The 23,582-nt window shown below is 69.9% G+C and carries 16 protein-coding genes; 9 read left to right on the top strand and 7 right to left on the bottom strand.

Going from position 1 to position 23,582, the window contains the following annotated elements; genetic code table 11:
* Window positions 1-20: 20 nt before the first annotated feature.
* Entirely contained in the window at window positions 21-3,422 is a 3,402-nt protein-coding gene (locus H507_RS0104100) for a pyruvate carboxylase (RefSeq protein ID WP_022909453.1), read from the bottom strand.
* A 269-nt stretch (window positions 3,423-3,691) separates the two neighbouring features.
* Entirely contained in the window at window positions 3,692-5,089 is a 1,398-nt protein-coding gene (locus H507_RS0104095) for an NCS2 family permease (protein WP_026377751.1), read from the bottom strand.
* Window positions 5,090-5,291: 202 nt separating this feature from the next.
* Between H507_RS0104095 and H507_RS0104090 the strand changes: the two genes are divergently transcribed.
* Entirely contained in the window at window positions 5,292-5,594 is a 303-nt protein-coding gene (locus H507_RS0104090) for a DUF2530 domain-containing protein (protein ID WP_157438875.1), read from the top strand.
* On the opposite strand, the gene H507_RS0104085 is transcribed toward H507_RS0104090, so the two are convergent.
* Window positions 5,576-6,394: a DUF3027 domain-containing protein gene (locus H507_RS0104085; RefSeq protein ID WP_026377750.1), complete on the bottom strand. Its 819-nt coding sequence runs from the start codon at window positions 6,392-6,394 to the stop codon at window positions 5,576-5,578. The genes H507_RS0104090 and H507_RS0104085 overlap by 19 nt on opposite strands.
* An 8-nt stretch (window positions 6,395-6,402) precedes the next feature.
* Window positions 6,403-6,786, bottom strand: coding sequence for a cold-shock protein (locus H507_RS0104080; protein ID WP_022909449.1), 384 nt, complete (start codon window positions 6,784-6,786; stop codon window positions 6,403-6,405).
* Between the two features lie 232 nt (window positions 6,787-7,018).
* Between H507_RS0104080 and H507_RS0104075 the strand changes: the two genes are divergently transcribed.
* On the top strand, window positions 7,019-8,410 hold the full coding sequence (locus H507_RS0104075) for an MFS transporter (protein ID WP_022909448.1): 1,392 nt from the start codon (window positions 7,019-7,021) through the stop codon (window positions 8,408-8,410).
* An 89-nt stretch (window positions 8,411-8,499) separates the two neighbouring features.
* Here the strand turns inward: H507_RS0104075 and nagB are convergent, their stop codons facing one another.
* A complete protein-coding gene (gene nagB / locus H507_RS0104070) occupies window positions 8,500-9,291 on the bottom strand; it encodes a glucosamine-6-phosphate deaminase (RefSeq protein WP_022909447.1) in 792 nt (263 codons plus the stop codon).
* 118 nt (window positions 9,292-9,409) lie between these two features.
* Here nagB and H507_RS0104065 point away from each other — a divergent pair, with 118 nt between their 5' ends.
* The 3 genes from H507_RS0104065 to H507_RS0104055 all read left to right on the top strand — a co-directional run bounded on the left by H507_RS0104065 (window position 9,410) and on the right by H507_RS0104055 (window position 14,199).
* Window positions 9,410-10,297, top strand: coding sequence for a hypothetical protein (locus H507_RS0104065; protein WP_157438873.1), 888 nt, complete (start codon window positions 9,410-9,412; stop codon window positions 10,295-10,297).
* Between the two features lie 47 nt (window positions 10,298-10,344).
* Complete coding sequence (locus H507_RS14605; protein ID WP_022909445.1) at window positions 10,345-12,438, top strand: helicase-associated domain-containing protein; 2,094 nt, start codon at window positions 10,345-10,347, stop codon at window positions 12,436-12,438.
* A 96-nt stretch (window positions 12,439-12,534) separates the two neighbouring features.
* On the top strand, window positions 12,535-14,199 hold the full coding sequence (locus tag H507_RS0104055) for a DNA repair helicase XPB (RefSeq protein WP_022909444.1): 1,665 nt from the start codon (window positions 12,535-12,537) through the stop codon (window positions 14,197-14,199).
* Between the two features lie 40 nt (window positions 14,200-14,239).
* Here H507_RS0104055 and H507_RS0104050 read toward each other — a convergent pair whose 3' ends face one another.
* Window positions 14,240-15,499 (bottom strand): MFS transporter, encoded by a 1,260-nt coding sequence (locus H507_RS0104050; RefSeq protein WP_022909443.1) that lies wholly within the window; start codon window positions 15,497-15,499, stop codon window positions 14,240-14,242.
* A 257-nt stretch (window positions 15,500-15,756) separates the two neighbouring features.
* On the opposite strand from H507_RS0104050, the gene H507_RS0104045 reads away from it, so the two are divergent.
* From H507_RS0104045 to H507_RS0104035, 3 genes are all read left to right on the top strand, one after another.
* On the top strand, window positions 15,757-17,946 hold the full coding sequence (locus tag H507_RS0104045; RefSeq protein ID WP_022909442.1) for a beta-galactosidase: 2,190 nt from the start codon (window positions 15,757-15,759) through the stop codon (window positions 17,944-17,946).
* Between the two features lie 189 nt (window positions 17,947-18,135).
* Window positions 18,136-20,226 carry a HelD family protein gene (locus H507_RS0104040; RefSeq protein WP_022909441.1) on the top strand — a complete coding sequence of 697 codons (2,091 nt, stop codon included), beginning with the start codon at window positions 18,136-18,138 and terminating at the stop codon, window positions 20,224-20,226.
* Window positions 20,227-20,402: 176 nt separating this feature from the next.
* Window positions 20,403-21,317 (top strand): oxidoreductase, encoded by a 915-nt coding sequence (locus tag H507_RS0104035; protein ID WP_022909440.1) that lies wholly within the window; start codon window positions 20,403-20,405, stop codon window positions 21,315-21,317.
* On the opposite strand, the gene H507_RS0104030 is transcribed toward H507_RS0104035, so the two are convergent.
* Window positions 21,295-22,236, bottom strand: coding sequence for an aminoglycoside phosphotransferase family protein (locus H507_RS0104030; RefSeq protein ID WP_026377746.1), 942 nt, complete (start codon window positions 22,234-22,236; stop codon window positions 21,295-21,297). The genes H507_RS0104035 and H507_RS0104030 overlap by 23 nt on opposite strands.
* A gap of 67 nt (window positions 22,237-22,303) precedes the next feature.
* Between H507_RS0104030 and H507_RS14600 the strand changes: the two genes are divergently transcribed.
* Window positions 22,304-23,449, top strand: coding sequence for a glycoside hydrolase family 27 protein (locus H507_RS14600; RefSeq protein WP_022909438.1), 1,146 nt, complete (start codon window positions 22,304-22,306; stop codon window positions 23,447-23,449).
* Window positions 23,450-23,582: the final 133 nt, after the last annotated feature.

Raw genomic sequence — 23,582 nt, 5'->3', positions numbered from 1 at the left:
GCTGACCATGCAGGCGGGGCTCAGGGACGGATCACCAGCAGCAGGTCGCCACCTTCGCTCTGACGCGTCCCCTGCACGGCGAGCCGCTGCACCACACCCGCGATCGGCGCGGTGATCGAGGCCTCCATCTTCATGGCCTCGATGGTCGCAACCGACTGCCCGACGACGACCTTCTCGCCCTCCTCGACCTGCACGGTGACGGCCCCGGCGAACGGGGCGGCCACGTGACCGGGGTTGGACGAGTCGGCACGCTCGGCAGCGGCCACCTCGGGCTTGACGGAGAGGTCGCGCACCCGCACCGGACGAAGTTGCCCGTTGAGCAGGCACATCACCGTGCGCTTGCCTCGCTTGTCCACCTCACCGATCGCCTCGAGACTGGCGATCAGCGACACTCCCTGCGACAGGGTGATGACGTGCTCGGTGTCGGGCTTCAGCCCGTAGAGGTACGGAATGGTCGGCACGGCCGAGAGGTCACCGTAGGTCTCGCGGTACTCCTCGAACTCCCGGGTGGGACCGGGGAACAGCAGACGGTTGAGCGTCTCCTGCCGCGTGCGTCCGGGGATGGCGAGCTTGGCCAGGTCGTCCGCGTCGACCTCGGTCTGGCGGACCGGGGTCTTGCGTCCGGCCAGCGCCTTCGAGCGGAACGGCTCGGGCCAGCCACCGGCAGGAGTGCCGAGCTCGCCGCTGAGGAAGCCGATCACCGAATCGGGGATGTCGAACTTCTGCGGGTCGGCCTCGAACTCCTGCGGGTCGGCGTTGACCGCGACCAGGTGCAGGGCGAGGTCCCCGACGACCTTCGACGAGGGAGTGACCTTGGTGGGTCGTCCGAGAATCTTGTCAGCCGCCGCGTACATCGACTCGATCTGCTCGAACCGGTCGCCCAGCCCCAGTGCCTTCGCCTGCTGGCGAAGGTTCGACAGCTGGCCGCCGGGGATCTCGTGGGTGTACACACGACCGGTCGGGCTGGGCAGCCCCGACTCGAAGGGTGCGTACACCCGGCGGACGGCCTCCCAGTACGGCTCGAGGTCGGCCACCGCCTTGGGGTTGAGGCGGGTCTGCCGCTTGCCGTGCTGCAGGGCCATCACCAGCGCCGACGCAGGTGGCTGAGAGGTGGTGCCGGCCATCGGCGCCGAGGCGACGTCGACCGCGTCGACACCGGCATCGACGGCACGCAGCAGGGTGGCCAGCTGGCCACCGGCAGTGTCGTGGGTGTGCAGGTGCACGGGCAGGTCGAACCGCTCGCGCAGTGCCGTCACCAGCGTGAAGGCGGCCGGCGGACGAAGCAGTCCCGCCATGTCCTTGATGGCCAGCACGTGGGCGCCCGCCTCGACGATCTTCTCGGCGAGACGAAGGTAGAAGTCCAGCGTGTAGATCTTCTCGTCGGGGTCCGACAGGTCGGAGGTGTAGCACAGGGCCACCTCGGCCACGGTGGTACCGGTCTCGAGCACGGCGTCGATGGCAGGACGCATCTGCTCGACGTCGTTGAGGGCGTCGAAGATGCGGAAGATGTCGACCCCGGTGTCCGCCGCCTCGGCGACGAAGGCGCGGGTCACCTCCGTGGGGTAAGGGGTGTAGCCGACGGTGTTGCGTCCGCGCAGCAGCATCTGCAGCGCCTGGTTGGGCAGGTCGGCCCGCAACTGCGCCAACCTCTCCCAGGGGTCCTCGCCGAGGAAGCGCAGGGCCACGTCGTAGGTGGCCCCGCCCCAGCACTCCACGCTCAGCAACTCGGGCAGCATCTTGGCGATGTAGGGGGCGACCGAGGTGAGGTCGCGGGTGCGTACCCGGGTCGCCAGCAGCGACTGGTGGGCGTCGCGGAAGGTGGTGTCGGTGACCTCGACGTGGTCGGACTCGCGCAGCCACTTCGCGAACCCGGCGGGGCCGAGCTCGAGCAGGCGTTGGCGCGACCCGTCCACCGGGGCGTCCTTGAGGGAGACCTGGGGCAGCTTCGCCGACGGGTCGAGGCTGGTGAGGGCCTCACCGTTGGGACGGTTGACGGTCACGTCCGCCAGCCACCTCATCATCTTCGTCCCACGGTCGGCGGGGGTGCGCGCCGTGAGCAGGTAGGGGCGTTCGTCGATGAAGTTGGTGGAGATGTCGCCGGCCTGGAAGTCGGGGTCGTCCAGCACTGCCCGCAGGAACGGGATGTTGGTGCTGACGCCACGGATGCGGAACTCCGCCAGGGCCCGGCGGGCGCGCGCGCAGGCCATCTGGAAGTCGCGCCCACGAGCGGTCATCTTGACCAGCATGGAGTCGAAATGGCCCGAGATCTCGACGCCCGTGCCGACGGTGCCGCCGTCCAGGCGAATACCGGCGCCGGAGGCGGAACGGTAGGTGGTGATCATGCCCGTGTCGGGACGGAACCCGTTGGCGGGGTCCTCGGTGGTGATCCGGCACTGCATGGCGGTGCCGCGGATGGCGACGCTGTCCTGACTGAGGCCCAGGTCGGCCAGGGTCTCGCCCGAGGCGATCCGCATCTGCGCCTGCACGAGGTCGACGTCGGTGATCTCCTCGGTGACGGTGTGCTCGACCTGGATGCGAGGGTTCATCTCGATGAACACGTGGCGTCCGGCGCGCTCGCCCTCGGTCTCGACGAGGAACTCGACGGTGCCGGCGCAGCAGTAGTTGATCGACTCGGCGAAGGCCACGGCGTCACGGGTCAGGGCAGCGCGCAGCTCGTCCGAGATGTGAGGAGCGGGGGCGATCTCGATCACCTTCTGGTGGCGCCGCTGGATCGAGCAGTCCCGCTCGAACAGGTGCATGACGTTGCCGTGCTGGTCAGCGAGGATCTGCACCTCGATGTGACGCGGACGAGCGACGGCCTGCTCGATGAACACGGTGGCATCGCCGAAGGCCGACTCGGCCTCGCGCATGGCAGCACCCAACGACTCCCGCAGGTCTTCGGGACGATCGACCCGGCGCATCCCTCGTCCGCCACCGCCGGCGACCGCCTTCACGAAGACGGGGAAACCGATCTCGTCGGCGGCGCGGCTGAGCTCCTCGACGTCGGTCGAGGGCTCACAGGAGGCGAGCACGGGGATTCCCGCCTTGCGGGCGGCCTTGAGGGCGCGCACCTTGTTGCCGGCGAGCTCGAGCACATCGGCCGGGGGGCCGACGAAGATGATGTCGTTCTGGGCGCATGCCTCGGCCAGGCCGGGATTCTCGGAGAGGAAGCCGTAACCGGGGTAGATGGCGTCAGCCCCGGCCTCCTTGGCGGCCCGGATCATCTCGTCGATGTCGAGGTAGGCGCGCACCGGGTGGCCGGGCTCGCCGATCTGGTAGGCCTCGTCCGCCTTGATGCGGTGCTCGGCGTTGCGGTCTTCGAGGGGGAAGACGGCGACCGTCTTGAGGCCGAGCTCGTAGGCGGCGCGGAATGCACGGACTGCGATCTCGCCACGGTTGGCGACCAGAACCTTGGAGAACATGCTGCTGACAATACAGAAGGCACCAGAGGCCCCCGGAGGCTTCTCACGGCGCTGGATCACGGCCCATCGAGGGCCTGGGAAGCGCTGGCCGCGGCGCCTGCCGGCCGCTCCTCCTTGTGCCGGGACGAGCGTTCCTCCCGCCAGGATCACCACGCGGGCTCGACCAACCCCCGGAAACCGAAGGTTGGTCGAGCCCGCGTGGTGATCGTGGCGCCCCGGTGGCAGTGGATGAGGGGTCGTCACGCCGGTGCCGGTCGGCGCGACTCGACTCAGCTGAGCAGGCTCGAGAGCAGACCCTGGGCGAAGTAGATGACGAACAGCACGACGACGGCCCACAGCAGCGGGTGGACGAGCTTGGCCTTGCCCTTGATCGCCTTGATGGCGGCCCAGAAGATCACCCCGGCACCGATACCGGCGGTGATCGAGTAGGTGAAGGGCATCAGCACGATGGTCAGGAAGGCGGGGATGCCCTCCTCGGCCTCGTCCCACTTGACCTGCAGCACCTGCCCGATCATCAGGAACCCCACGAAGACCAGCACCGGCCCGGCTGCCTCGGAGGGGATCATGTTCACGATCGGGGCGAGGAAGATCGCCACCAGGAAGGCCAGACCGGTGACCACTGAGGCCAGACCGGTGCGGGCACCCTCGCCGACACCGGCGGTCGACTCGATGTAGGAGGTGTTGGACGACACCGAGCCGAGGCCACCAGCCATGGCTGCGATCGAGTCGACCATCAGGATCTCCTGCAGGTGCGGCGGGTTCCCGTCCTTGGCGAGCAGGCCCGCCTCGGAACCGACGGCCACGACGGTGCCCACGGTGTCGAAGAAGTCGGCCAGCAGTAGCGAGAACACCAGCAGCAGCACGCCGAGGAAGACGCCGATCGAGAAGCTGCCGTCGGCCTTGAGGAAGCCTCCGAGCAGGTCGACCCGCCCGATCAGGCCGAGGTTGGGGCTGACGAAGTCAGACCCGGAGGGCAGCTTCGGCACGTTGAGCGACCAGCCGGTCACGTTCTCACCGATGCGGGGTCCCACCTTGAAGGCGGCCTCGAGCACGAGCGCCACCACTGAGGCGGCCGCGATCGCGATCAGCATGGCGCCCTTCACCTTGCGTACGTGCAGCAGCACCAGCAACAGGAAGGCGAACACCGCGACGGCGATCGGCCAGCCCTGCAAGGTGCCGTTGACACCCAGTTGCACCAGTGGGTTGCCCGGTCGGACCAGCCCGGAGTCAGCCAGACCGACGAGCGTGATGAACAGTCCGATACCGACCGAGATGGCCGCACGCAGGCTGGGAGGCACGGCGGTGAAGATCGCCTTGCGGATGCCGGTGAGCACCAGCAGGGTGATCAGGGTGCCCTCCCACACCACCAGGCCCATGGCCTGCGGCCAGGTCATCTGCGGGGCGATGCTGTAGGCCAGCAGGGCGTTCAGTCCCAGACCCGTGGCCAGCGCCAGGGGGAACCGTCCCCAGACACCCATCAGGATGGTCAGCAGTCCCGCGATCAGCGCTGTCGCCGCGGCCACCATCAGCTTCGACTCGGTCAGCGCTGCGTCATTGAGCTGCGACTTGGCGGCGTCGAGGAACTTGGGGGCCCCGTTGATCAGGTTGCCATTCCGGTCGGCGGCCGTGCCGATGATCAGGGGGTTCAGGGCGAGGATGTAGGCCATGGTGAAGAAGGTCACCAGACCGCCGCGCACCTCGGTGGCGGTGGTCGAACCGCGACGGGTGATCTGGAACCACCGATCGAGTGCTCCACGGCCTTGTCGGACGTCAGTTGTGTGGCTGTCTGGCCGACGCGCGGCCTTGGGGGAGTTGGTGACCATGCACGCATGGTAGAGGTGGGGCTCCGGCGTTCGTAAACTCGGACGCATGTCGAACTCGTCCGCTCCGCCTAACTCCGAGGTGCCCACGGCCCGGCAGCGCCCCCGCGGTCTCCTCCAGGCCCCGATCGAGCCGGTCGACGACAGTGGGGTCGGCGCCTTCCGCGCGGGCACACTCGCCTTCGCGGTGGCGACGGTGGTGCTGTTCGCGCTGAGGAACCGAATGGACGAGGACGGGCGAGGCTGGTGGCTCGGTGTGGCACTCGCCGGAACCGTGATCGGTCTGGTCGGGCTGTGGTGGACGCGTCGTCGCGCCCGTCGGCTCGCGCTGGATCAGTCGAACAGGGACTGATCGATCGTCACGGTGTCGAACATGGGCAGCGGGAGTTCGACCCCCCGCTCCTCGGCGACGACGGAGGAGTGGCCGCCACAGCCGTGGTCCATCGAGACGACGTGGGCGTCCGAGGGGGAGAACTCGTTGGTGCAGACACCGAACATGGTTCCGAGCCCACCCTGCAGGCGGACGAGGTAGCCGCAGCTGACGCACTCAGCGGGGGCCTGACGACTCAACTGGTTGTCGGCTCCGGCGTCGCCCGACAGCCACCGCTCGGCCGCCAGGTCACGACCGAACGACGTCAGCACCCGTTCGCGGCCCAGTCCGAGTTCGGCCACCACCGAACGGGTGATCGACCACTCGACCGGGTCGGCATCGGCTGCCTGCTCACCGCCGGTGAAACCGGGCTCGAGGCGGGGGTCGTTGTCAGGGGTCGGAAGAAGCATGCCGGGCACGACGTCACCGGCGAGGATCCGATCGCCCCACGGCACCCACGCGGGGGCGCGGTGCGAGTCGGCGGTCGGCAGCAGCACCACCTCGTTGACGGTGGCCACGCGTGCCCGGGAGGCACGCACCACGGTGACCGCCCACCGCCACGTCCGGTAGGCAGGGTGGGTGCACTCGAACAGGTGCGTCACCACCCGCTCACCGTCGGCCACGACACCCAGGTGCTCCCCGACGCCGAAGTCCCCTGCTTCCTCCTCGGCGGCGACCCGAGCCACCTCGATGGCGGCCGCGGCGACCGCGTCCAGCTTCGGCTTGGCGGACTTGGAGGCAGCGGAACGCGCTGCCGGGGTTCGGGTGGCGACAGGGGTCACGGACACGCTCACAGCTCCAGTTCGTCGGCGACCGCCCGCAGCAACGCGGCGGTCTTGGCGGCTGCCTTGGCGTCGGGGTGGCGACCGTGACGGTAGCCGTTCCCCAAGCCGTCGAGCAGCTTGATCAGGTCTTCGGTGAGACGAGCGAGGTCCTCGGGCTTCTTGCGCTGCTGCTTCGACAGCGACGGCGGTGCATCGATCAGGCGCAAGGACAGGGCCTGCTCACCTCGGCGCCCCTCGGCGACCGACACCTCGACCTTCTGCCCCGGCTTCACGATGGTCACCCCCGAGGGCAGCACACTGCTGCGGAAGTGGACGTCGCCGCCCTCGTCCTTGGTGATGAAGCCGAAACCCTTCTCGGCGTCGTAGAAGCGCACCTTGCCGATGGCCACGTCGAAACTCCTGCTCTGGCCGGTCCCCCGGCGGTCAACTGAACGCTCATCCTACCCCGCAGCCGTTGACCTCGCCCACCCGATTGTGCGCACCGCCGTTGAGCGCCCTGCGAACCGTTCACGCCTCAAAGTGAGCACCCGTTCACGTCATCCCCGCAGGGGTTCTAGTCTGGTGTCAGCCCGCGCCACCAGGCGACGTCGGGACCGCTTCCTCCCCCCCTCTGTGTGCCTCATGACCACTGCTGTCCCCACCCTTCCCCTCTTTCGTCGCGGCGCCCTCGGCGAACCGGGTTTCGCTCGCTACCTGACAGCCATGCTGCAGGGGGCAACCGGCTACTGGATCGCCCGCATCGCCCAGGACTGGCTGCTGTTGAAGCTGACCGGTGACGTCACCGCCGTCGGTACGGCTGCCGCCCTCCAGTTCGGCCCGATCCTGCTGTTCGGCCTGTGGGGTGGGGTGCTCGCCGACAAGTTCAACGTGCGCGGGCTGATCGCCGGCGCCCAACTGATGCAGGCGGCCGGGGCCTTCGCGGTCGGCACCCTGGCCCTGCTCCACCTGGTCGAGCCCTGGCACATCTACGCCGCCGCCACGATCACGGGCCTGTCCGCGGTGGTCGAACAACCGGCCCGCTCGTCGATGATCGTGCAGTTGTCGGGACGACACATCGCACAAGGCCTGTCGATGAACTCCATCGCCTTCCAGGCCGCCGGCTTCTGGAGTCCGCCGATGTCGGCCGCCATGGTGGCGGCGATCGGCCCGGGCTTCGCGTTCTGGATGAACGGCCTGGGTTGCTGCATCACCGCTGTGCTGCTGTTTCGGGCGCCGACCGCGGATCCCGGACCGCGCGAGGACGAGCGGATCACGCTGCGCGAGGGCCTGCGCACCATGCGCGAGACCACCGAGATCGGTTGGACGATGGTGCTGCTGGCCAGCGTCTCCCTGCTGGCCCTGGCGATGCCCCTGGTCTTCGCCGGGATGGCGAACGAGGTGTTCCACAGCGGCATCCCCGGGTACTCGGTGTTCAACTCCGTGATGGCCGCCGGCTGCATCGTCGGTTCCCTGCTCGCGGGACGAACCCGTGGCAAGGCACGACTGCGCCATTTGGTCGGCCTGCTGTGGATCTCAGCCTGCTTCCTCGCGATCGGCGCCGTCGCTCCCTCACCCCTGCTCTATGCCGCGGTGATCGTGGTGCACTCGGTGACCATCACCTGCTTCCAGTTGCTCAGCAATGCCCTGGTGCAGATGAGCGTCGACCCGTCGGCCCGCGGCCGGGTGATGGGCCTGTACCTGTTGATCGCCTTCGGCGGCATGAGCCTGTCGCAGCCCCTGGTGGGCCTGCTGGTCGACGGCGTCGGTCCGCGCCTGGCCCAGTTGGTGCTGGCAGGACTGCTCGCCGTGGGCACCGTCCTGTCGTCGCTCGCCATCGGACGATTCACCGGTCAGACGGTGCGGGTCAGCCGGCGGGGGCTGCGGATCCAGGATCCGGAGGTGCCCCGGTTCGTCCGGATGGCACTGCGTGACGCCTCGGTCGCGGTCGAACGGGCCGGGCAGACGGTCGAGCGGGCCGAGCGGGCACCGCTTCGTCCGTTGCCGAAGGTGACCGACCACGAACCACCCGCCTGAGGCCGGAGGGCCGCAGTCGCCGGACCGGTCCCCATCGGGGGGCCGATCAGTGGGGGGTTGGTCAGCCGGGGTTGTTCAGCGCGGGCTGGTCAGAGCCCGGGAACCTGCTGCCACTCGGGCAGGTGCTCGAAGATGTCGCGGTAGTAGCCGTCGAAGGTGAGCTTGGACGCGGCCGCCTCGTCGACCACCACCACTGCATTGCGGTGGAATTGCATCACCGAGGCCGGGCACATGCTGGTCACCGGTCCCTCGACAGCGGCGGCGATGGCGTCGGCCTTCTTGGTGCCGGTGGCCACGAGCACCAGACGGCGCGCGTCCATGATGGTGCCCAGTCCCTGGGTGACGCAGTGGGTCGGCACCTTCACGTCATGGCTGAAGAAGCGCTCGTTGTCCTGCCGGGTGCGGGCCGTGAGGGTCTTGATGCGGGTCCGTGACTGCAGCGACGAGGTGGGCTCGTTGAAGCCGATGTGTCCGTTGGAGCCGATCCCGAGGATCTGCACGTCGATGCCCCCGGCGGCGACGATCTCGTCCTCGTACCGCTGACAGGCGGCTTCGATGTCGGTGGCCATGCCGTCGGGCACGTGCACCAGGTCGGGGTTCATCCCACAGGGCACCGTCACCGTGGTGCGGATGGTCTCGGCGTAGCTCTGTGGGTGCGAGGGCGGCAGGCCCACGTACTCGTCCAGCGCGAAGGCCCTGGTGCCGGACAGATCGATCCGTCCCGCGCGGTTCAGCGCCGCCAACTGGTCGTAGATCCGCAACGGGGAGCTGCCCGTGGCCAGTCCCAGTACCGGCTGGGGACGCTTCGCCAGCGCTCCCACGATCCGTCCCGTGGCGGTACGCGCCACCACGTCGGCGTCGGCACAGATGATGACTTCCATCGCACCTCCTCAGGGCGAGCTTGACGCGACCCAGCATGGCAGTGGGCCCGCCACGGGTGCCTCCCCGGCAGGGCAAGCGCGCAGGGACGATGAACGCTGCCCCACTAGACTCTTCGACATGGCTGACTGGCGAGACGGCGCGGAATATGCGCCCCGGGAGCGCCCCGACGGGTTCGCTACCCCGCGCACCCCTCCGCTGAGCGTCGCCCCGGAGCCCCCACACCTGGCGGACGGCCTGCCCGCCCAAGGGCCGGAGGCGTTCGAGCCCGCTCCGGCCCCCACCCCACCGCTCGATGCCTTGGTTCCCTCCAGCGCACCCAAGCGTGACCCGCACCTGCCGTTCGGCTCGGGCATGAGCATCCACGAGGGGTCGGCCTGGGGATCGGCCCATGCTGCGCCCGGGAGGACCGACCGGGCCTGGGACCCGACCCAGCCGATGGTCACCAGCCACAACTTCGGGCCGCTGTCGGGATCATCGCCCCACGTGCCCTCCGGCACGCCGGGGCAGGCCTGGGCCCCGCCTGACCCGACCACCCAGTACCCCCCTCCCGGGAACGCTGTCAGCCAGCAGTTCCCGACGAACGGCCCATCGGCCGCCACCAGCCAGTTCTCCCCCTCCGGCTCGTACCCCACACACGGTCCGCTCCCGCTGCAATGGGAACCCCAGTCCCGACCGCCCGCTGCGGGCAACGGGCTGATGACCGTGGTGAAGACTGCTGGCTACGCCCTGGTGATCGTGCTGCTCGCCGGCATGCTGATTCGTCCGCTCTCGTTCGTGCTGCTGCTGTCGGCGGTCGCGCTCTCGGCGATGGCGCCGGTGGCCAAGCAGACCCTGGTGCGGGTCGGGGCGATCGGCGCGGCGGCCGCGCTGGTGCTGGGGCTGCTGGTTCCCGGTGACCGGGACACCATCGACGCGGTCTTCGAGTGGGCGCAGTTCGCCTGCTTCGTGGTGCTGGGCGCTGACCTCTACGTCGTCTGGAAGTACCTCGGGAAGGCCAGGACCTGACGCCCCCGCCCGCGAGCGCCACCGCTCCGAGGTCGATCGCCGATGTCGTGCGTTCCCTCGACCAGAACCAGTTGACGACCCTGCTGCGGCTGCGGCCGGATCTGGCGCTGCCCAGGCCCGACAGCGTCGCCGAGGTGGTCGAACGGGCGTCCACCCATGCCTCGACGCGCGCGGCCATCGATGCCCTGGACACGTGGCAACGGCGCGTCTGCCACGCGCTGGCCGCCTCACCCGATCTCATCTCGGTGCGCCAACTGGCGGCGTTGTTGGGCGGCGACCGGGGTGCGGTCGAGCACGCGGTGGCTGCGCTACGCGACCGCGCCCTGGCCTGGGGGGACGACAACCACCTGCGCGTGACCCAGGCAGTCCGGTCGTGCTTCGGCACCCATCCGGCGGGTCTGGCCCAACCGAGCCCTTCACCTCTTCCCGACGCAGAGATCGACCGGTTGGTGCGTGAGGCCGGACCCGAGGCCGAGCCGGTGCTCGACCAGCTGCTCTGGAACAGTCCTGTCGGACGGGTCAGCGGCGCCGACCGGCCGGTACGGCTCGAGCAGGCAAACAGCCCCACCGAACGGTTGTTGGCGCTGAAACTCCTGCGACCGGTCGACGCCGAGACGGTGGTGCTGCCCCGGGAGGTGTCCCTGAGGCTGCGCGGGGGAAGACTCTTCCGCCAACCCGTCGCCACCCAGGTACCCGGATGGCCCGCCGCCCAGGAGTCACGGGTGGTCGAGGCGGCCGGTCTCGGCACGGCGCAGTCACTGGTGCACTCCGTGGCCGCCGTGATCGACGAGGTCGAGCGGACGAGCCCGCGACCCCTGGCCACCGGTGCCTTCAGCCGCCGTGACCAGCAGAACCTCGCTCGGGCGACCGGCACCGGCGACGCGGTGGTCCTGCTGCTCCAGCTGGCCCACCGTCTGGGCCTGGTGGGACGCGGCGGCACGGCGTGGCTGCCCACGGTGACGTTCGACCAGTGGCTGGGCACGGGTCCGTTCGTCCGGTGGCAGGGGCTGGTGAAGGCCTGGCTCGACCTGGCCGGGTGGCCACTCGAGCCCGGTGCCCAGGCGGGTCGCGACGAGGTGACCAGTCCCGAACGTGGCCGGATCGCCGCCGCCCGCGAACTACGGTCGGCGCCGTCCGGGGCAGAGGTGACCATCGATCGACTCGCGGAACGGTTGGCCTGGCACCACCCCACGTGGTCGCGGGTGGAGGTCGACCACGCAGCGGAGCAGACCCTGGCCGAGGCCGCCGAACTGGGGCTGGTGGCCATGGGACGCCGCACCAGCCTGTGGGAGGTGACCGAGGACCCCGGCTTCCCCGAGGCCACCGATGGGTTCCTGGTGCAGTCCGACCTGACGGCCGTGGCCCCCGGCCCGCTGCGGATCGACGTGCTCCGCCAACTCGACCTGGTGGCCGACCGGGAGTCACCCGGACCAGCGACCGTGCACCGATTCACCTCCTCGTCGGTGCGCAGGGGCCTCGATGCGGGGTGGACGGGCGACGCGCTGCTGGATTGGCTCACCGCGCACTCCGCCACCCCGATCCCCCAGCCTCTGCGCTACCTCGTCGGTGACGTGGCCAGGCTGCACGGGGCGATCCGGGTGGCCAGCGTCGGCGCCCTCCTGACCATCGCCGACGAGGCGACCATGCAGGCGCTGTTGCGACACCCGCAGGCGGCATCACTGGGTCTGCGGCAGGTGGCACCCTCGCTGGTCGCCGCCCGCGCGGAGGCGGCCGAGGTGGTCGAGGTGCTGCGTGAACTGGGCCACGCCCCCGTCGCCGAGGACGAGCGTGGCGCTGTCGTGCCCACCCCCCCAGCGAGACGCCTCAAGCAGGTCGCCGTACCCAGGTCGACCAGGCAGCCGGTGCCCTCCTCCGACCAACTGCGACAACTGTCAGCCGAACTGCTGGCACCCAGCACGTCGGTGCAGGCCGCGGTCGACGCCGAGGCGATGGTGGCGGCCCTGCTGGAGGCACAGACTGCGGGCACCTGGGTGAACCTGACCAGGGTGGACGACTCCGGCCGCCGTGGCCGGATGCGGGCGAAAGTGCTGGCAGTGGCCTCGGGGCAGGCCCGACTGGTGGAACCCGGCAAGGGGCAGTCGTTGGTGGCGCTGTCGAGGATCGTGCGCGTCGAGCCCTGACCGCGCCGCCGCGCAGTGTCCGACGAGGTGCCCATTGTGCCAAGGGAGAACGTGACAGGGGGGTGCGGCCAAGCGGCGCGGGGATAATGGACGGCGATGTCGACACCCACCAATGGCCCCCTGATCGTCCAGTCCGACCGCACCCTGCTGTTGGAGATCGATCACCCCGATGCCCATGCCTGCCGGATCGCGATCGCACCGTTCGCGGAACTGGAGCGTGCCCCCGAGCACGTGCACACCTACCGGATCACCCCGCTGGGGCTGTGGAACGCCCGCGCCGCCGGCCATGACGCCGAACAGGTCGTCGATGCCCTGCTCACCTGGTCGCGCTACCCGGTGCCCAGTTCGCTGCTGATCGACCTGACCGAGACGATCGGACGATTCGGCCGCCTGCGCATCGAGAAGCACCCCACCCACGGTCTCGTGCTGGTCTCGACCGACAAGGCGGTGCTGGCCGAGGTGTTGCGCTCGGCGAAGGTGAAGGGCCTGGTCGGGGCACGCATCGATGACGACTCCGTGGTCGTGCACCCCTCGGAGCGGGGTCACCTCAAGCAGGTGCTGTTGACGCTGGGGTGGCCGGCCGAGGACTTCGCGGGTTACGTCGACGGCGAGGCCCACGAGATCTCGCTGGCCGAGGGCGAGTGGCACATCAGGCCCTATCAGACCCAGGCGGCCGAGTCGTTCCACCACGGCGGCTCGGGGGTCGTGGTGCTCCCCTGCGGGGCCGGAAAGACCGTCGTGGGCGCCGCCTCGATGGCGCTGGCCAAGGCCACCACCCTGATCCTGGTCACCAACACCGTTGCCGCCCGGCAGTGGCGCGACGAGCTGTTGAGGCGCACCACCCTGACCGCTGACGAGATCGGCGAGTACTCGGGGGCGGTCAAGCAGATCCGTCCTGTGACGATCGCCACCTACCAGGTGATCTCGACGAAACGGAAGGGCCAGAACCCCCATCTGGAGCTCTTCTCGGCCCGCGACTGGGGACTGATCATCTACGACGAGGTGCACCTGCTGCCGGCGCCCGTGTTCCGGATGACCGCCGATCTGCAGGCCCGTCGCCGATTGGGGTTGACCGCGACCCTGGTCCGCGAGGACGGGCGTGAGGGTGACGTGTTCTCGCTGATCGGCCCCAAGCGTTACGACGCCCCGTGGAAGGACATCGAGGCCCAGGGCTGGATCGCACCGGCGGACTGTGTCGAGGTGCGGGTGACACTGACCGAGGAGGAGCGTCTGCTGTGCGCGACGGCCGATCCCGACGTCCGCTACCGGCTGGCCTCCACCGCCGAGTCGAAGACCCACGCGGTGATCGACCTGGTCGAACGGCACCGCGGCCAGCCGACGCTGGTGATCGGCCAGTACGTCGACCAGCTGCACGACCTGGCCGAGAAGCTCGACGCGCCCGTCATCACCGGCGAGACCTCCAACAAGCAACGCGAGGTGCTCTACCAGCAGTTCCGCGACGGCGAGATCGGCCTGCTGATCGTCTCGAAGGTCGCCAACTTCTCCGTCGACCTGCCCACCGCGGAGGTCGCCATCCAGGTGTCGGGCGCCTTCGGGTCACGGCAGGAGGAGGCCCAACGGCTGGGACGGATCCTTCGTCCCAAGGACGGGCTGGTGGCCAGGTTCTACGCGCTGGTCAGCCGGGACACCGTCGACGCCGAGTTCGCCCAGCACCGGCAGCGGTTCCTGGCCGAGCAGGGCTACAGCTACCGGATCGTCGACGCCGAGGACCTCGACCAGCTCGACCAGTTGTCCGACTGACGCTCTCCAGGAGCACGAGGTCCCGCCAGGACGGGGCCCGTCAGTGGACCGCGACGGGTACCCGCTTGGCCCGGACGGCCACCACGACCAGCAGCACCAGCACGCAGGTCGCGAGCAGGTTGATGCCGACGAATCCCTGCCACGCCAGCACGGTGCCTGCCGAGGCCGTGATGGCTGCGGCCCCGAAGTTCATGAACGTGTCGACGGTGCCTTGCATCGGCACCTTCAGTTCTGGCTCGACGGTCTGGGCGACCAGCGTCGACCCGGCGATCAGCGTGCACGACCAGCCGATGCCCAGCAGCGTCAGGGCGGGGATGAGCCGCACCAGGTGGGACTGCCCCAGCGCGTCGAGGATGCCGACGGCGAAGGCGACCAGGAAGATGCCCATGCCGAGCACGATCACCCGCTGGGCCCCCCACCGGTCGACCAGCCATCCCACCAACGGGGAGAGTCCGTACATGCCCAGGATGTGACTCGAGATCACGATGCCGACGATCTCCAGGCCCATCGCGTGGTGGTACATGTGCAACGGGGTCATCACCATGACCACGGTCATCATCATCTGACCGGTGATCACCGCCACCATGCCGAGCAGCACGACGGGATGGCGCCACGCCACCAGCAGGCACTCCTTCATCGAGACGTTGCGGTGCACCCCGGGCTGGTGCAGGGGACGCTGCGGTTTGCGCATGCTCACCGTGACCAGGGCCGCGAGCACGAAGGCCGTCACCGAGAAGAGGTAGGGACCCACCAGATGGTTCAGCCCGAGGGCCCGGCCCAACGCCGCCCCGGGTGCCGACAACTGGGGCCCCGCCACCGATCCCACGGTGGTGGCCCACACCACGACAGACATGGCCCGGGCGCGCATGTGCTCCGGGGCGAGGTCGGTGGCTGCGTAGCGGGACTGCAGGCCCGAGGCCGTGGCGGAGCCGAACAGCGTCAACCCGAGGAACAACAGCACCGGCTGCCCGATCTGCACCCCGGTCAGGATGAGCACGGCCCCGAGGGCGCCCAGACCGAAACCGAGCCCCAGTGCCACGCGTCGTCCACGCAGACGAGCGAGGCGTGACAGCGGGAAGGCAAGCAGTCCGGCACCGATGACGGTGGCGGTCTGCGCGAAACCGGCCAACTGGGTGCTCCCCGAGGTCTCCTCGACCAGCACCGCGCCCACCGCCACCCCGGACGCGATGCCGACACCCGAGAGCAGTTGGGCCAGCGCGAGCCGCCACTGGTTGGCTCCGAAGGCCGGGTCGACGGGTTCGACCGCTGCCTGCTCCTGGAGGGCGGTGGTGCCGGTCACGGGGTGCCTCCTCGGCATGATCAGGGTGGCGGGCGAGGGCTCCAGCCTCGACCTGTGGGACGTGCACGTGAACGGCCGATCGCGTCCCGATCGGGACGCGATGGGCTGTTCAGCTGCACATCCTGCAGGTTCTCGCCCGTGCGAACTCTAGTGAGCATCCTCGAGCGGCGCATGAGCGGTCCGGCGTCGCGTCACCCCGGGCGAGCGTCAGCTTGTATGGTTACAAACGCATCTGGCACGCCCACCTGGAGACCCGCATGGCAACGACGCCCCCCGCCTCGCCCACCCCCCTGAGCCATCTCGAGGGCCGCATCCTGTTCGGGGCGGCCTACTACGCCGAGTACCAGCCCCAGGGCATCGCCGCGGCTGTCGACCGTGATCTCGACCTGATGGTCGAGGCCGGTTTCACGGTCATCCGAGTCGGCGAATCGGTGTGGTCGACCTGGGAGCCTCGTCCGGGTGAGTTCGACCTCGACTGGTTGCAGCCCGTTCTCGACGGGGCCCATGCCCGCGGCATCAGTGTCATCCTCGGCACCCCCACCTACGCCGTCCCGCCGTGGTTGGCCCGGCTGCACCCCGAGATCGCCGCGGTCCATCGTGATGGCACCCGCGCCGCCTGGGGTGCCCGTCAGGAGATGGACTACTCCCACCCCACGTTCCGCCGGTACGCCGAACGGGTCGTCCGCGCCATCGCCGCCCGTTGGGCTGACCACCCGGCCGTGATCGGCTGGCAGGTCGACAACGAGCCCAGCCAACAGTTGCCGCACAACGCCCACGTGATCGAGGGCTTCCGTGAGTGGCTGCGCGGCAGGTACGGCACCGTCGAGGCACTCAACGAGGCGTGGGGTCTCGTCTACTGGTCGCACCGGCTCAGTGAGTGGGCCGACCTGTGGGCACCGGCGGGCAATGCCCAGCCCCAGCATGACCTGGAGTGGCGCCGCTACTCCGCCGAGCTGGTCACCGAGTTCATCGGGTGGCAGGCCGACCTGGTGCGCGAACACGCCCGGCCCGACCAGTTCGTCACCACGTGCATCTCGTACCCCCGACCCGGCATCAGCGATGACCAACTGGTCGAGCGACTCGACGTCACGGCCGGCAACCCCTACTACCGCGTGCAGGACGGCCTGTCGTCGGCCGTCGACCATGCTGCGGATGCCGGCTGGTGGACCAATGGACCGTCCGCCCTGTTCACCCAGGCCGACCGTCTGTGGTCGTCGGCCCAGGCACCGTTCCTGGTGACCGAGACCGATGCCCAGTCGATCGGCGGCCACGCCGACCAGTACCCGCCCTATCCCGGTCAACTGCTGCAGGCCGGCACGGCCCTGGTCGCCCGTGGCGCCCGGATGGTGGAGTACTGGCACTGGCACACCCTGCACTTCGGCGCCGAGACCTACTGGGGCGGAGTGATCCCCCACAGCGGACGACCCGGTCGTGTGTACCGCGAGGTCGCGGAGTTGGGACGACTGCTGGGCAGGCTCGGCCCCGCGCTCGAGGGTTACCGTCCCGACGCCGACGCGGCCGTCATCTGGTCGACGGACTCCAAGTGGACCTTCGAGTTCGCCGGACCCCTGGTCAGCACTGGTGGGGTCGACGGGTTCACCCATCCCGACCGCCGAGCCTACGAACGCATCGTCAACGGCTTCGTCGACGGCGCTCGGGCAGCCGGACTGCAGCTGACCTTCCTCCACGATCGCCAGTTCGTCGCCACCGACCCCTCGCAGTGGGTGGAGCGTTACCCGGTGCTGTTCGCCCCGGCCGTCTACGTCGCCGACGACGACCTGCTCGACCGGCTCCGCCGCTACGCCGAGGCAGGCGGCCACCTGGTCGTGGGACCCCGTACCGGGTACGCGGACGAGTTGGCGCGTGCCCGTCAGGCCGTGGCGCCCGACCGCCTCTGGCAGGCCGCAGGGGTCTGGTACGAGGAGTACTCCACCCTGCCCGAGCCGGTGGCGGTGACCGGGACCTGGGATGACCAGGCAGGCACCGAGACCACCCTCGGGCGAGCCACCAAGTGGGCCGACGGTCTGCTGCCCGGCGCACCCACGGGGCTCGAGGGCGAGTCGGCCGAGGTGCTGGCCGGCTACCAGCATCCCTTCCTGGGCAGCTTCGCGGCGGTCACGACCCGCGAACACGGACGCGGCAGGATCACGGTGGTCGGCACCATCCCCGATCTGGCGCTGGGCGCGAAGGTCGCCCGGTTCGCCCAGCCCTCACCGATCGCCGAGGCATGGCACGCTCCCAGCCAGATCACGGTCACCTCCGGCACCAGCACCACCCACCAGCGGATCTGGTTCGTCCACAACTGGTCGTGGGACGAGGTGACCCTCAGCCTGCCTACCGATCTCGAGGAGGTCACCGACCTCGCCGACGGGAGCACCCTCACGGCGGGTGACGAGCTCGTGCTCGGACCGTGGGCAGTACGGGTGCTGGGAGAGCCGCGCGGCTGAGCCCACCCCCGGAGGGCATCCACGCCACCGGACGCCCGGTCCGTTGCCCCGCCCGCCCGTCCGTCGCGGGCGCTGGAGTAGAATGTCGCGTCTGCTCCAGAACTCGCGGGCGCCCTGGGTGCCGACGCGGGTCGTCCGTCGGGTGGTCCCGCCGGACATGCTCACCGTCCGTCGACCGGAGGACCCCGCATGTCTGCCCCCACACCACCCAGCGACGCCAACCCTGACCTGGCCGCCGAACGCACCCACCTCGCCCGTGCCCGCGAGGCACTGGCCCAGATGAGGACCCAGACCAGCGACTGGCGCACCGTCACCGGCGCCAACCACGTCAGCACCCAGTACCTCAAGCAGATGCTGTACCGCCGGGCGGAGTCACTGGTCGACAACCCGGCGGTGCCCCTCTTCTTCGGGCGCATCGACTACGCCGCCTCCCTGGGCGCCGAACGCGACGAAGTGGTGCACGTCGGCCGACGACACGTCTCGGCCGGGCTCGGCGAGGACCCGCTGGTGATGGACTGGCGGGCACCGATGGCGCTGCCCTTCTACCGGGCCTCGTCCGTCGACCCGATGCAGTGCTCGCTGCGCCGACGGTTCGGCTTCCGCGACGGGCAGATCACCGCCTTCGAGGACGAACCGCTCACCGCCGGGGCTGCCACGGGCACCTCGCAGATCCTGCAGGACGAGATCGAACGCCCCCGAACCGGCCCCATGCGCGACATCGTGGCAACCATCCAGCCCGACCAGGACCTGCTGGTGCGCACCTCGCTGGACCAGTCGATGGCGATCCAGGGCGCGCCCGGCACCGGGAAGACGGCCGTCGGACTGCACCGCGCGGCCTTCCTGCTCTACGCCTTCCGCACCCAGTTGTCCCGGTCAGGGGTGCTGGTGGTGGGGCCCAATGCGTCGTTCCTCAGCTACATCGGCGACGTGCTGCCGGCACTGGGTGAGATCGACACCGACCAGCAGACGGTGCAGAGCCTGTGCGAGGCGTCGTCGGGAGTACGGGCGGTCACCACGGACGAATCGGTGCGCGGCCTGCTCCTGGGCGATGTCCGGATGGCCGAACTCCTGCACCGGGCCGTGTGGAGTCACGTCTGCCTGCCCACTGACCTACTCGCCGTCAAGGTCGGGCACCGCGTGCTCAGGGTGCCGGCTCCCCACCTCGCGCAGGCCGTCGAGGGGGTGCTCAGCCGCGGCGTCCGCTACGAGGCGGGGCGGGTGATGCTGCCCCAGAGGCTCGCCCACCAGGTGCTGCTACGCCTCGAACTGCAGGGCGAGACCACCGACGACCGGCTGCAGAACCAGATCGCACGCTCCCCCGCGGTGAAGGCGATGGTGAAACAGGTGTGGCCCCAGCTCAAGCCGACGGCGTTGTTGCACCGCCTGTTCACCGATCCCGAGTTGCTCGCCACGCTCGCCGACGGCCTGTTCTCGGCAGAGGAGCAGACCGTGCTGCTCGACCGGATGCCCCGCAAGTCCCCCGCCGGTCGGTCGTGGACGCTGGCCGAGGTGGTCTGCCTCGACGAGATCGTCGACCTGCTCGAACGAACCCCCAGCCTCGGCCACGTCATCATCGACGAGGCCCAGGACCTGTCGGCCATGATGCTGCGAGCCGTCGGGAGGCGCGCCTCCACGGGATCGGTCACGCTGCTGGGCGACCTCGCCCAGGCCACCACCAGTTGGGGCTCGACCAGTTGGGACGAGGCCCTGACCCACGTGGGGCATCCCGAGGCACTGGTCAACGAACTGGTCGAGGGCTTCCGGGTGCCGGGTGACGTCATCGACTACGCGGCCCGCCTGCTTCCGGCCATCGCGCCCGGGCTCACACCACCGCGTTCGATCCGGCATGCGCGGGGTGAATTGGTCTTCGAGCTCACCGATGACCTGCTCGCGGCCCTCGCCGCGCGGGTTCAGCAGGTGGCGGCTCGTGAGGGGATGATCGGCGTGATCGTGCCCGACGCGCTGGTCGACCCGGTGTCGTCCGCCCTCAGGGTGGAGCACGTGGTGCTGGGCCGCGATGACGCCCCCCGCACGAGTGAACCGGACGAGGCCGAGGCCCGGCAGGTGGAGGCCGCCCGACAGGTGCCGGTAGAGGTCGTGCCGGCCAGTCTGGCCAAGGGTCTCGAGTTCGACCACGTCGTGCTGGCCGAACCGGCCGGGATCGTGGCGGGAGAGTCCGACGAACTGACCGGGCTGCGCAGGCTCTACGTCTGTCTGACACGAGCGGTGACCAGTCTGGCGATCGTCCACGCGCAGCCCCTGCCACGGCAGTTGGGATGAGGCTGTGGGTCGCGGACTTGTGGGCAGCCGGGGGACACCTGCCAGCAGTCGCGATCGGTGTCTGGAGCCGCCCATCCCCGGGCGACGGCCGCGACGAGACCTCAACGTCGAGGTCGGTGAGCGGCCCGGGAGGTCGAGGGGTCGCGAGGTTGAGGGCAGGGTGTTGACTGGGCGCCATGTTCGCCGTACCCGTTCAGTCCGGACTCACCGCCGTCGTCACCGGAGCCAACTCAGGCACAGGTTTCCACACAGCCAAGGGGCTGGCCGCGGCCGGGGCCACAGTGGTGCTCGCCTGCCGCAACGTCGAGCGGGGTCAGCAGGCGCTGGACGAGATCCGGCAAGCCCTGCCGGACGCCGACCTGGAACTGCGGATCGTCGACCTGGCGAGCCTCGCCTCCGTCCGCGCCTTCGTCGAGTCCTTCACCGAGGACCATGACCACCTCGACCTGCTGGTCAACAACGCAGGGGTGATGACGCCGCCGCAACGGATCGAGACCGAGGACGGGTTCGAACTGCAGATGGGCAGCAACTTCTTCGGTCCGTTCGCCCTCACGGTGGGCTTGCTGCCGGTGCTGCGTGAGTCCCCCGCGCCCCGGGTGGCCACGATGGCCAGCGGGATCGCCCGCATCGGCCGCATCGACTTCGGTGACCTCCACTGGACTCGCCGGCGGTACCGTCCCGAACAGGCCTACGCCCAGTCGAAACTGGCCGACGTCCACCTGTACCGACAGCTGGCGGCCATCGCCGGCCGTCGCGGCTGGGCGCTGCGCAGTGTCGGTGCACACCCCGGTTACGCCCTCACCAACCTGCAGACCTCCGGCGCCAGCCTGGGTGAGGGCAGCAGACTGATGGAGCGGATCACGTCGGTGGGCGCCCGGTTCGGGCAGTCGGCCGAGATGGGGGCCCAGCCCCTGCTGATGGCCGCCACCTCACCCACCGCGTCGTCCGGGGACTACTTCGGCCCCACGGGGGCCTTCGGAATGCGAGGTGCTGCCGGGCCGGCCAGCCTGAACGCGCGGATGCGGGACGACGTGGTGGCCGCACGGTTGTGGGCCGTCTCGGAGCAGCTCACCGGGGCGCGAGTCGCCTGACGGTCTGCGTCGCGGTCGTGCGGTAGTGGTCGAGCAGGTCTGGTCGACGGTCGATCGCCCAACGGACGAGGTCGAGCGCCTGCAGCAGTTCCAGCCTCGGCAACCCGCGAGCCACCTCCTCGGGGTCGATGCCGAACCCGGCGGCGAAGTCCTCCGCGAGGTGCGGGAACCGCCCCCGCTGCAGGTGAACGAGGTCACCCCAGGGAACGGGGCCGGTGGCGGCCGATCCCCAGTCGAGCAGCACCAGTTCGCCATCCGGCGCGACCAGCACGTTCCCGGGGTTCAGGTCACCGTGGAACAGCCCGTGTTGCTGACCCACCGGCTTCGTGGCCGAGACCCAGTCCGTCAGCCACTCGAGGTCGCTGGCGCGGTAGACGCCCAACTCGAACAGCGGATCGTCGTCACCTAGGGCAACGAGGTTGTGGTGCACGTGCTGAGCCCAGGCTTCGGCGAGGTCACGACCGAATCGGGTGAAGAGCTGCCCCGGGGCGTCGTCCAGCGGAATCCGCGCCAGCGCAGCCGCGCAGTCGCCGAGCCGTTGCCACAGCCGGGGCGTCGCCTCGTCCGGGTGCTCGCCCCGCATGCGTTCCTGAAGCTGGTAGGGCACCGACAGCGGGTCTGCCCCGGCCGCGCCTGACCCCGACCCCTCCGTCTGGAACTGGCCGACCGCGAGCACCCGGGGAGTGACCACTCCGGCAGCCTCGGCTGCCCGGGAGCACCACGCTTCCTTCGCGAACTCGTCCACGTCGGTGACGGTTCCGCGCAGGGGGTCGCGGGAGAAACGGATGACCGCCTCGGGGGTGCCGAACACGTGGTTGGTCTGGCCCTCCGTCAGGTGGTCGAGGGGCCCTTCGAGGCCGTGGCGTGCGGCGATCGCGGCAGCCAACGCGCGCGGATCCGAGCGGCTCGTGTCATGCATCGCCGACTGACGCTACCGTGCAGGACGAGCGTTCGCGCCCATCATTGCCAGCCTCCCGGGAGACCACATGCCACTCGCCGCCTGCCCCACCCCTCCCATGGGCTGGAACTCCTGGAACGCGTTCCGCACGCGCATCGACGAGCAGCAGATCGTGTCGATGGCCGACGTGATCGTCTCGACTGGTCTGCGTGACGCTGGCTACCAGTACCTGGTCGTGGACGACGGCTGGCAGGCTCCGCGGCGCTCGTCCGGTGGCAACCTTCAGCCCGACCCGGCGCGATTCGGCCAGGGCATCGACTGGTTGGCCGACCAGGTGCACCAGCGCGGGCTCAAGCTCGGCATGTATCTCGCACCGGGTCGCGCGACCTGCGCCATGATCTACGACGCCTACCCCGGCGAGGGGCTGGGCAGCTTCGGTCATGAGGCCGACGACCTCGCCGCGTATGCGGAGTGGGGTGTGGACTACCTGAAGTACGACTGGTGCGAGGCCTGCCGCGATGACACCGGGCTGAGTTACCGGGGCGCCTTCGAGAAGATGGGCCAGCTCATCGCGGACTCCCCGCGGGAGTTCGTGTACTCGATCAGTGAGTACGGTCGGACGAACCCGTGGGAGTGGGCGCCCGGCTTGGCGAACCTGTGGCGGACGACGCCCGACATCGACCCGAGCTTCAGCTCCGTCCGGGGGATCGCCGACGCCCAGCGTGGCCTGGAGCGGTGGTCGCGTCCGGGAGCGTGGAACGACCCGGACATGCTGCAGGTCGGCAACCCCGGGCTCACCCTCGCCGAGTGCCGCGCCCACCTGGGTCTGTGGGCCCTCCTCGCGGCGCCCCTGATGGCCGGCAACGACATCCGCACCATGAACCGATCGGTGGCCCAAGTGCTCACCAATCCGCGGCTGGTGGCCATCGACCAGGACCCGCTGGGGCGACAGGGTCGCCGCATCCAGCGAGAGTTCCGATTCGACGTGTGGCTGCGCGAACTCTCCGGCGGACGAGTGGCCGTCGGGGTGCTCGGTTCCGGCGAGCGTGCCTCGGAGCCCACGACCCAGCCGCTGCGCGTCCAGGTGGGCGATGGTCTGGTCCGTGTCGACAACGGCACCGAGAACGTCATCGAGATCGGGCACGACGGACCCGTCACCGAGGTCTGGTCGGGCGAGGCGACCTCTGAGGTCGCCATCGGCGCTCGCGACCTCGCCCTGTTCACCATCGGTTGAGCGCTGCCGGGGGCTCATCCGCTCCCCCGCGCCCCGGCCCGGTCGGGTACGACCGGGCAATCGTGCCGATCGTGTCGTCTGACGGGACTTGTTGCACCCCGGCCGCAATCTCTCGCGCCATGGCACACGATCC

The sequence above is a fragment of the Aestuariimicrobium kwangyangense DSM 21549 genome, from assembly GCF_000421525.1.
GTDB lineage: Bacteria > Actinomycetota > Actinomycetes > Propionibacteriales > Propionibacteriaceae > Aestuariimicrobium > Aestuariimicrobium kwangyangense.
The sequence above is the reverse complement of the archived record's forward strand: the minus strand, read 5'-3'. Positions and strand labels throughout refer to the sequence as shown.

Coding starts and splice junctions, on each gene's coding strand:
- H507_RS0104035 (WP_022909440.1), top strand. CDS start 20,403: ATGTTCGCCGTACCCGTTCAGTCCGGACTCACCGCCGTCGTCACCGGA.
- H507_RS0104040 (WP_022909441.1), top strand. CDS start 18,136: ATGTCTGCCCCCACACCACCCAGCGACGCCAACCCTGACCTGGCCGCC.
- H507_RS0104045 (WP_022909442.1), top strand. CDS start 15,757: ATGGCAACGACGCCCCCCGCCTCGCCCACCCCCCTGAGCCATCTCGAG.
- H507_RS0104065 (WP_157438873.1), top strand. CDS start 9,410: ATGGCTGACTGGCGAGACGGCGCGGAATATGCGCCCCGGGAGCGCCCC.
- H507_RS14600 (WP_022909438.1), top strand. CDS start 22,304: ATGCCACTCGCCGCCTGCCCCACCCCTCCCATGGGCTGGAACTCCTGG.
- nagB (WP_022909447.1), bottom strand. CDS start 9,291: ATGGAAGTCATCATCTGTGCCGACGCCGACGTGGTGGCGCGTACCGCC.
- H507_RS0104095 (WP_026377751.1), bottom strand. CDS start 5,089: ATGGCCTACATCCTCGCCCTGAACCCCCTGATCATCGGCACGGCCGCC.
- H507_RS0104100 (WP_022909453.1), bottom strand. CDS start 3,422: ATGTTCTCCAAGGTTCTGGTCGCCAACCGTGGCGAGATCGCAGTCCGT.
- H507_RS0104055 (WP_022909444.1), top strand. CDS start 12,535: ATGTCGACACCCACCAATGGCCCCCTGATCGTCCAGTCCGACCGCACC.
- H507_RS0104090 (WP_157438875.1), top strand. CDS start 5,292: ATGTCGAACTCGTCCGCTCCGCCTAACTCCGAGGTGCCCACGGCCCGG.
- H507_RS0104030 (WP_026377746.1), bottom strand. CDS start 22,236: ATGCATGACACGAGCCGCTCGGATCCGCGCGCGTTGGCTGCCGCGATC.
- H507_RS0104075 (WP_022909448.1), top strand. CDS start 7,019: ATGACCACTGCTGTCCCCACCCTTCCCCTCTTTCGTCGCGGCGCCCTC.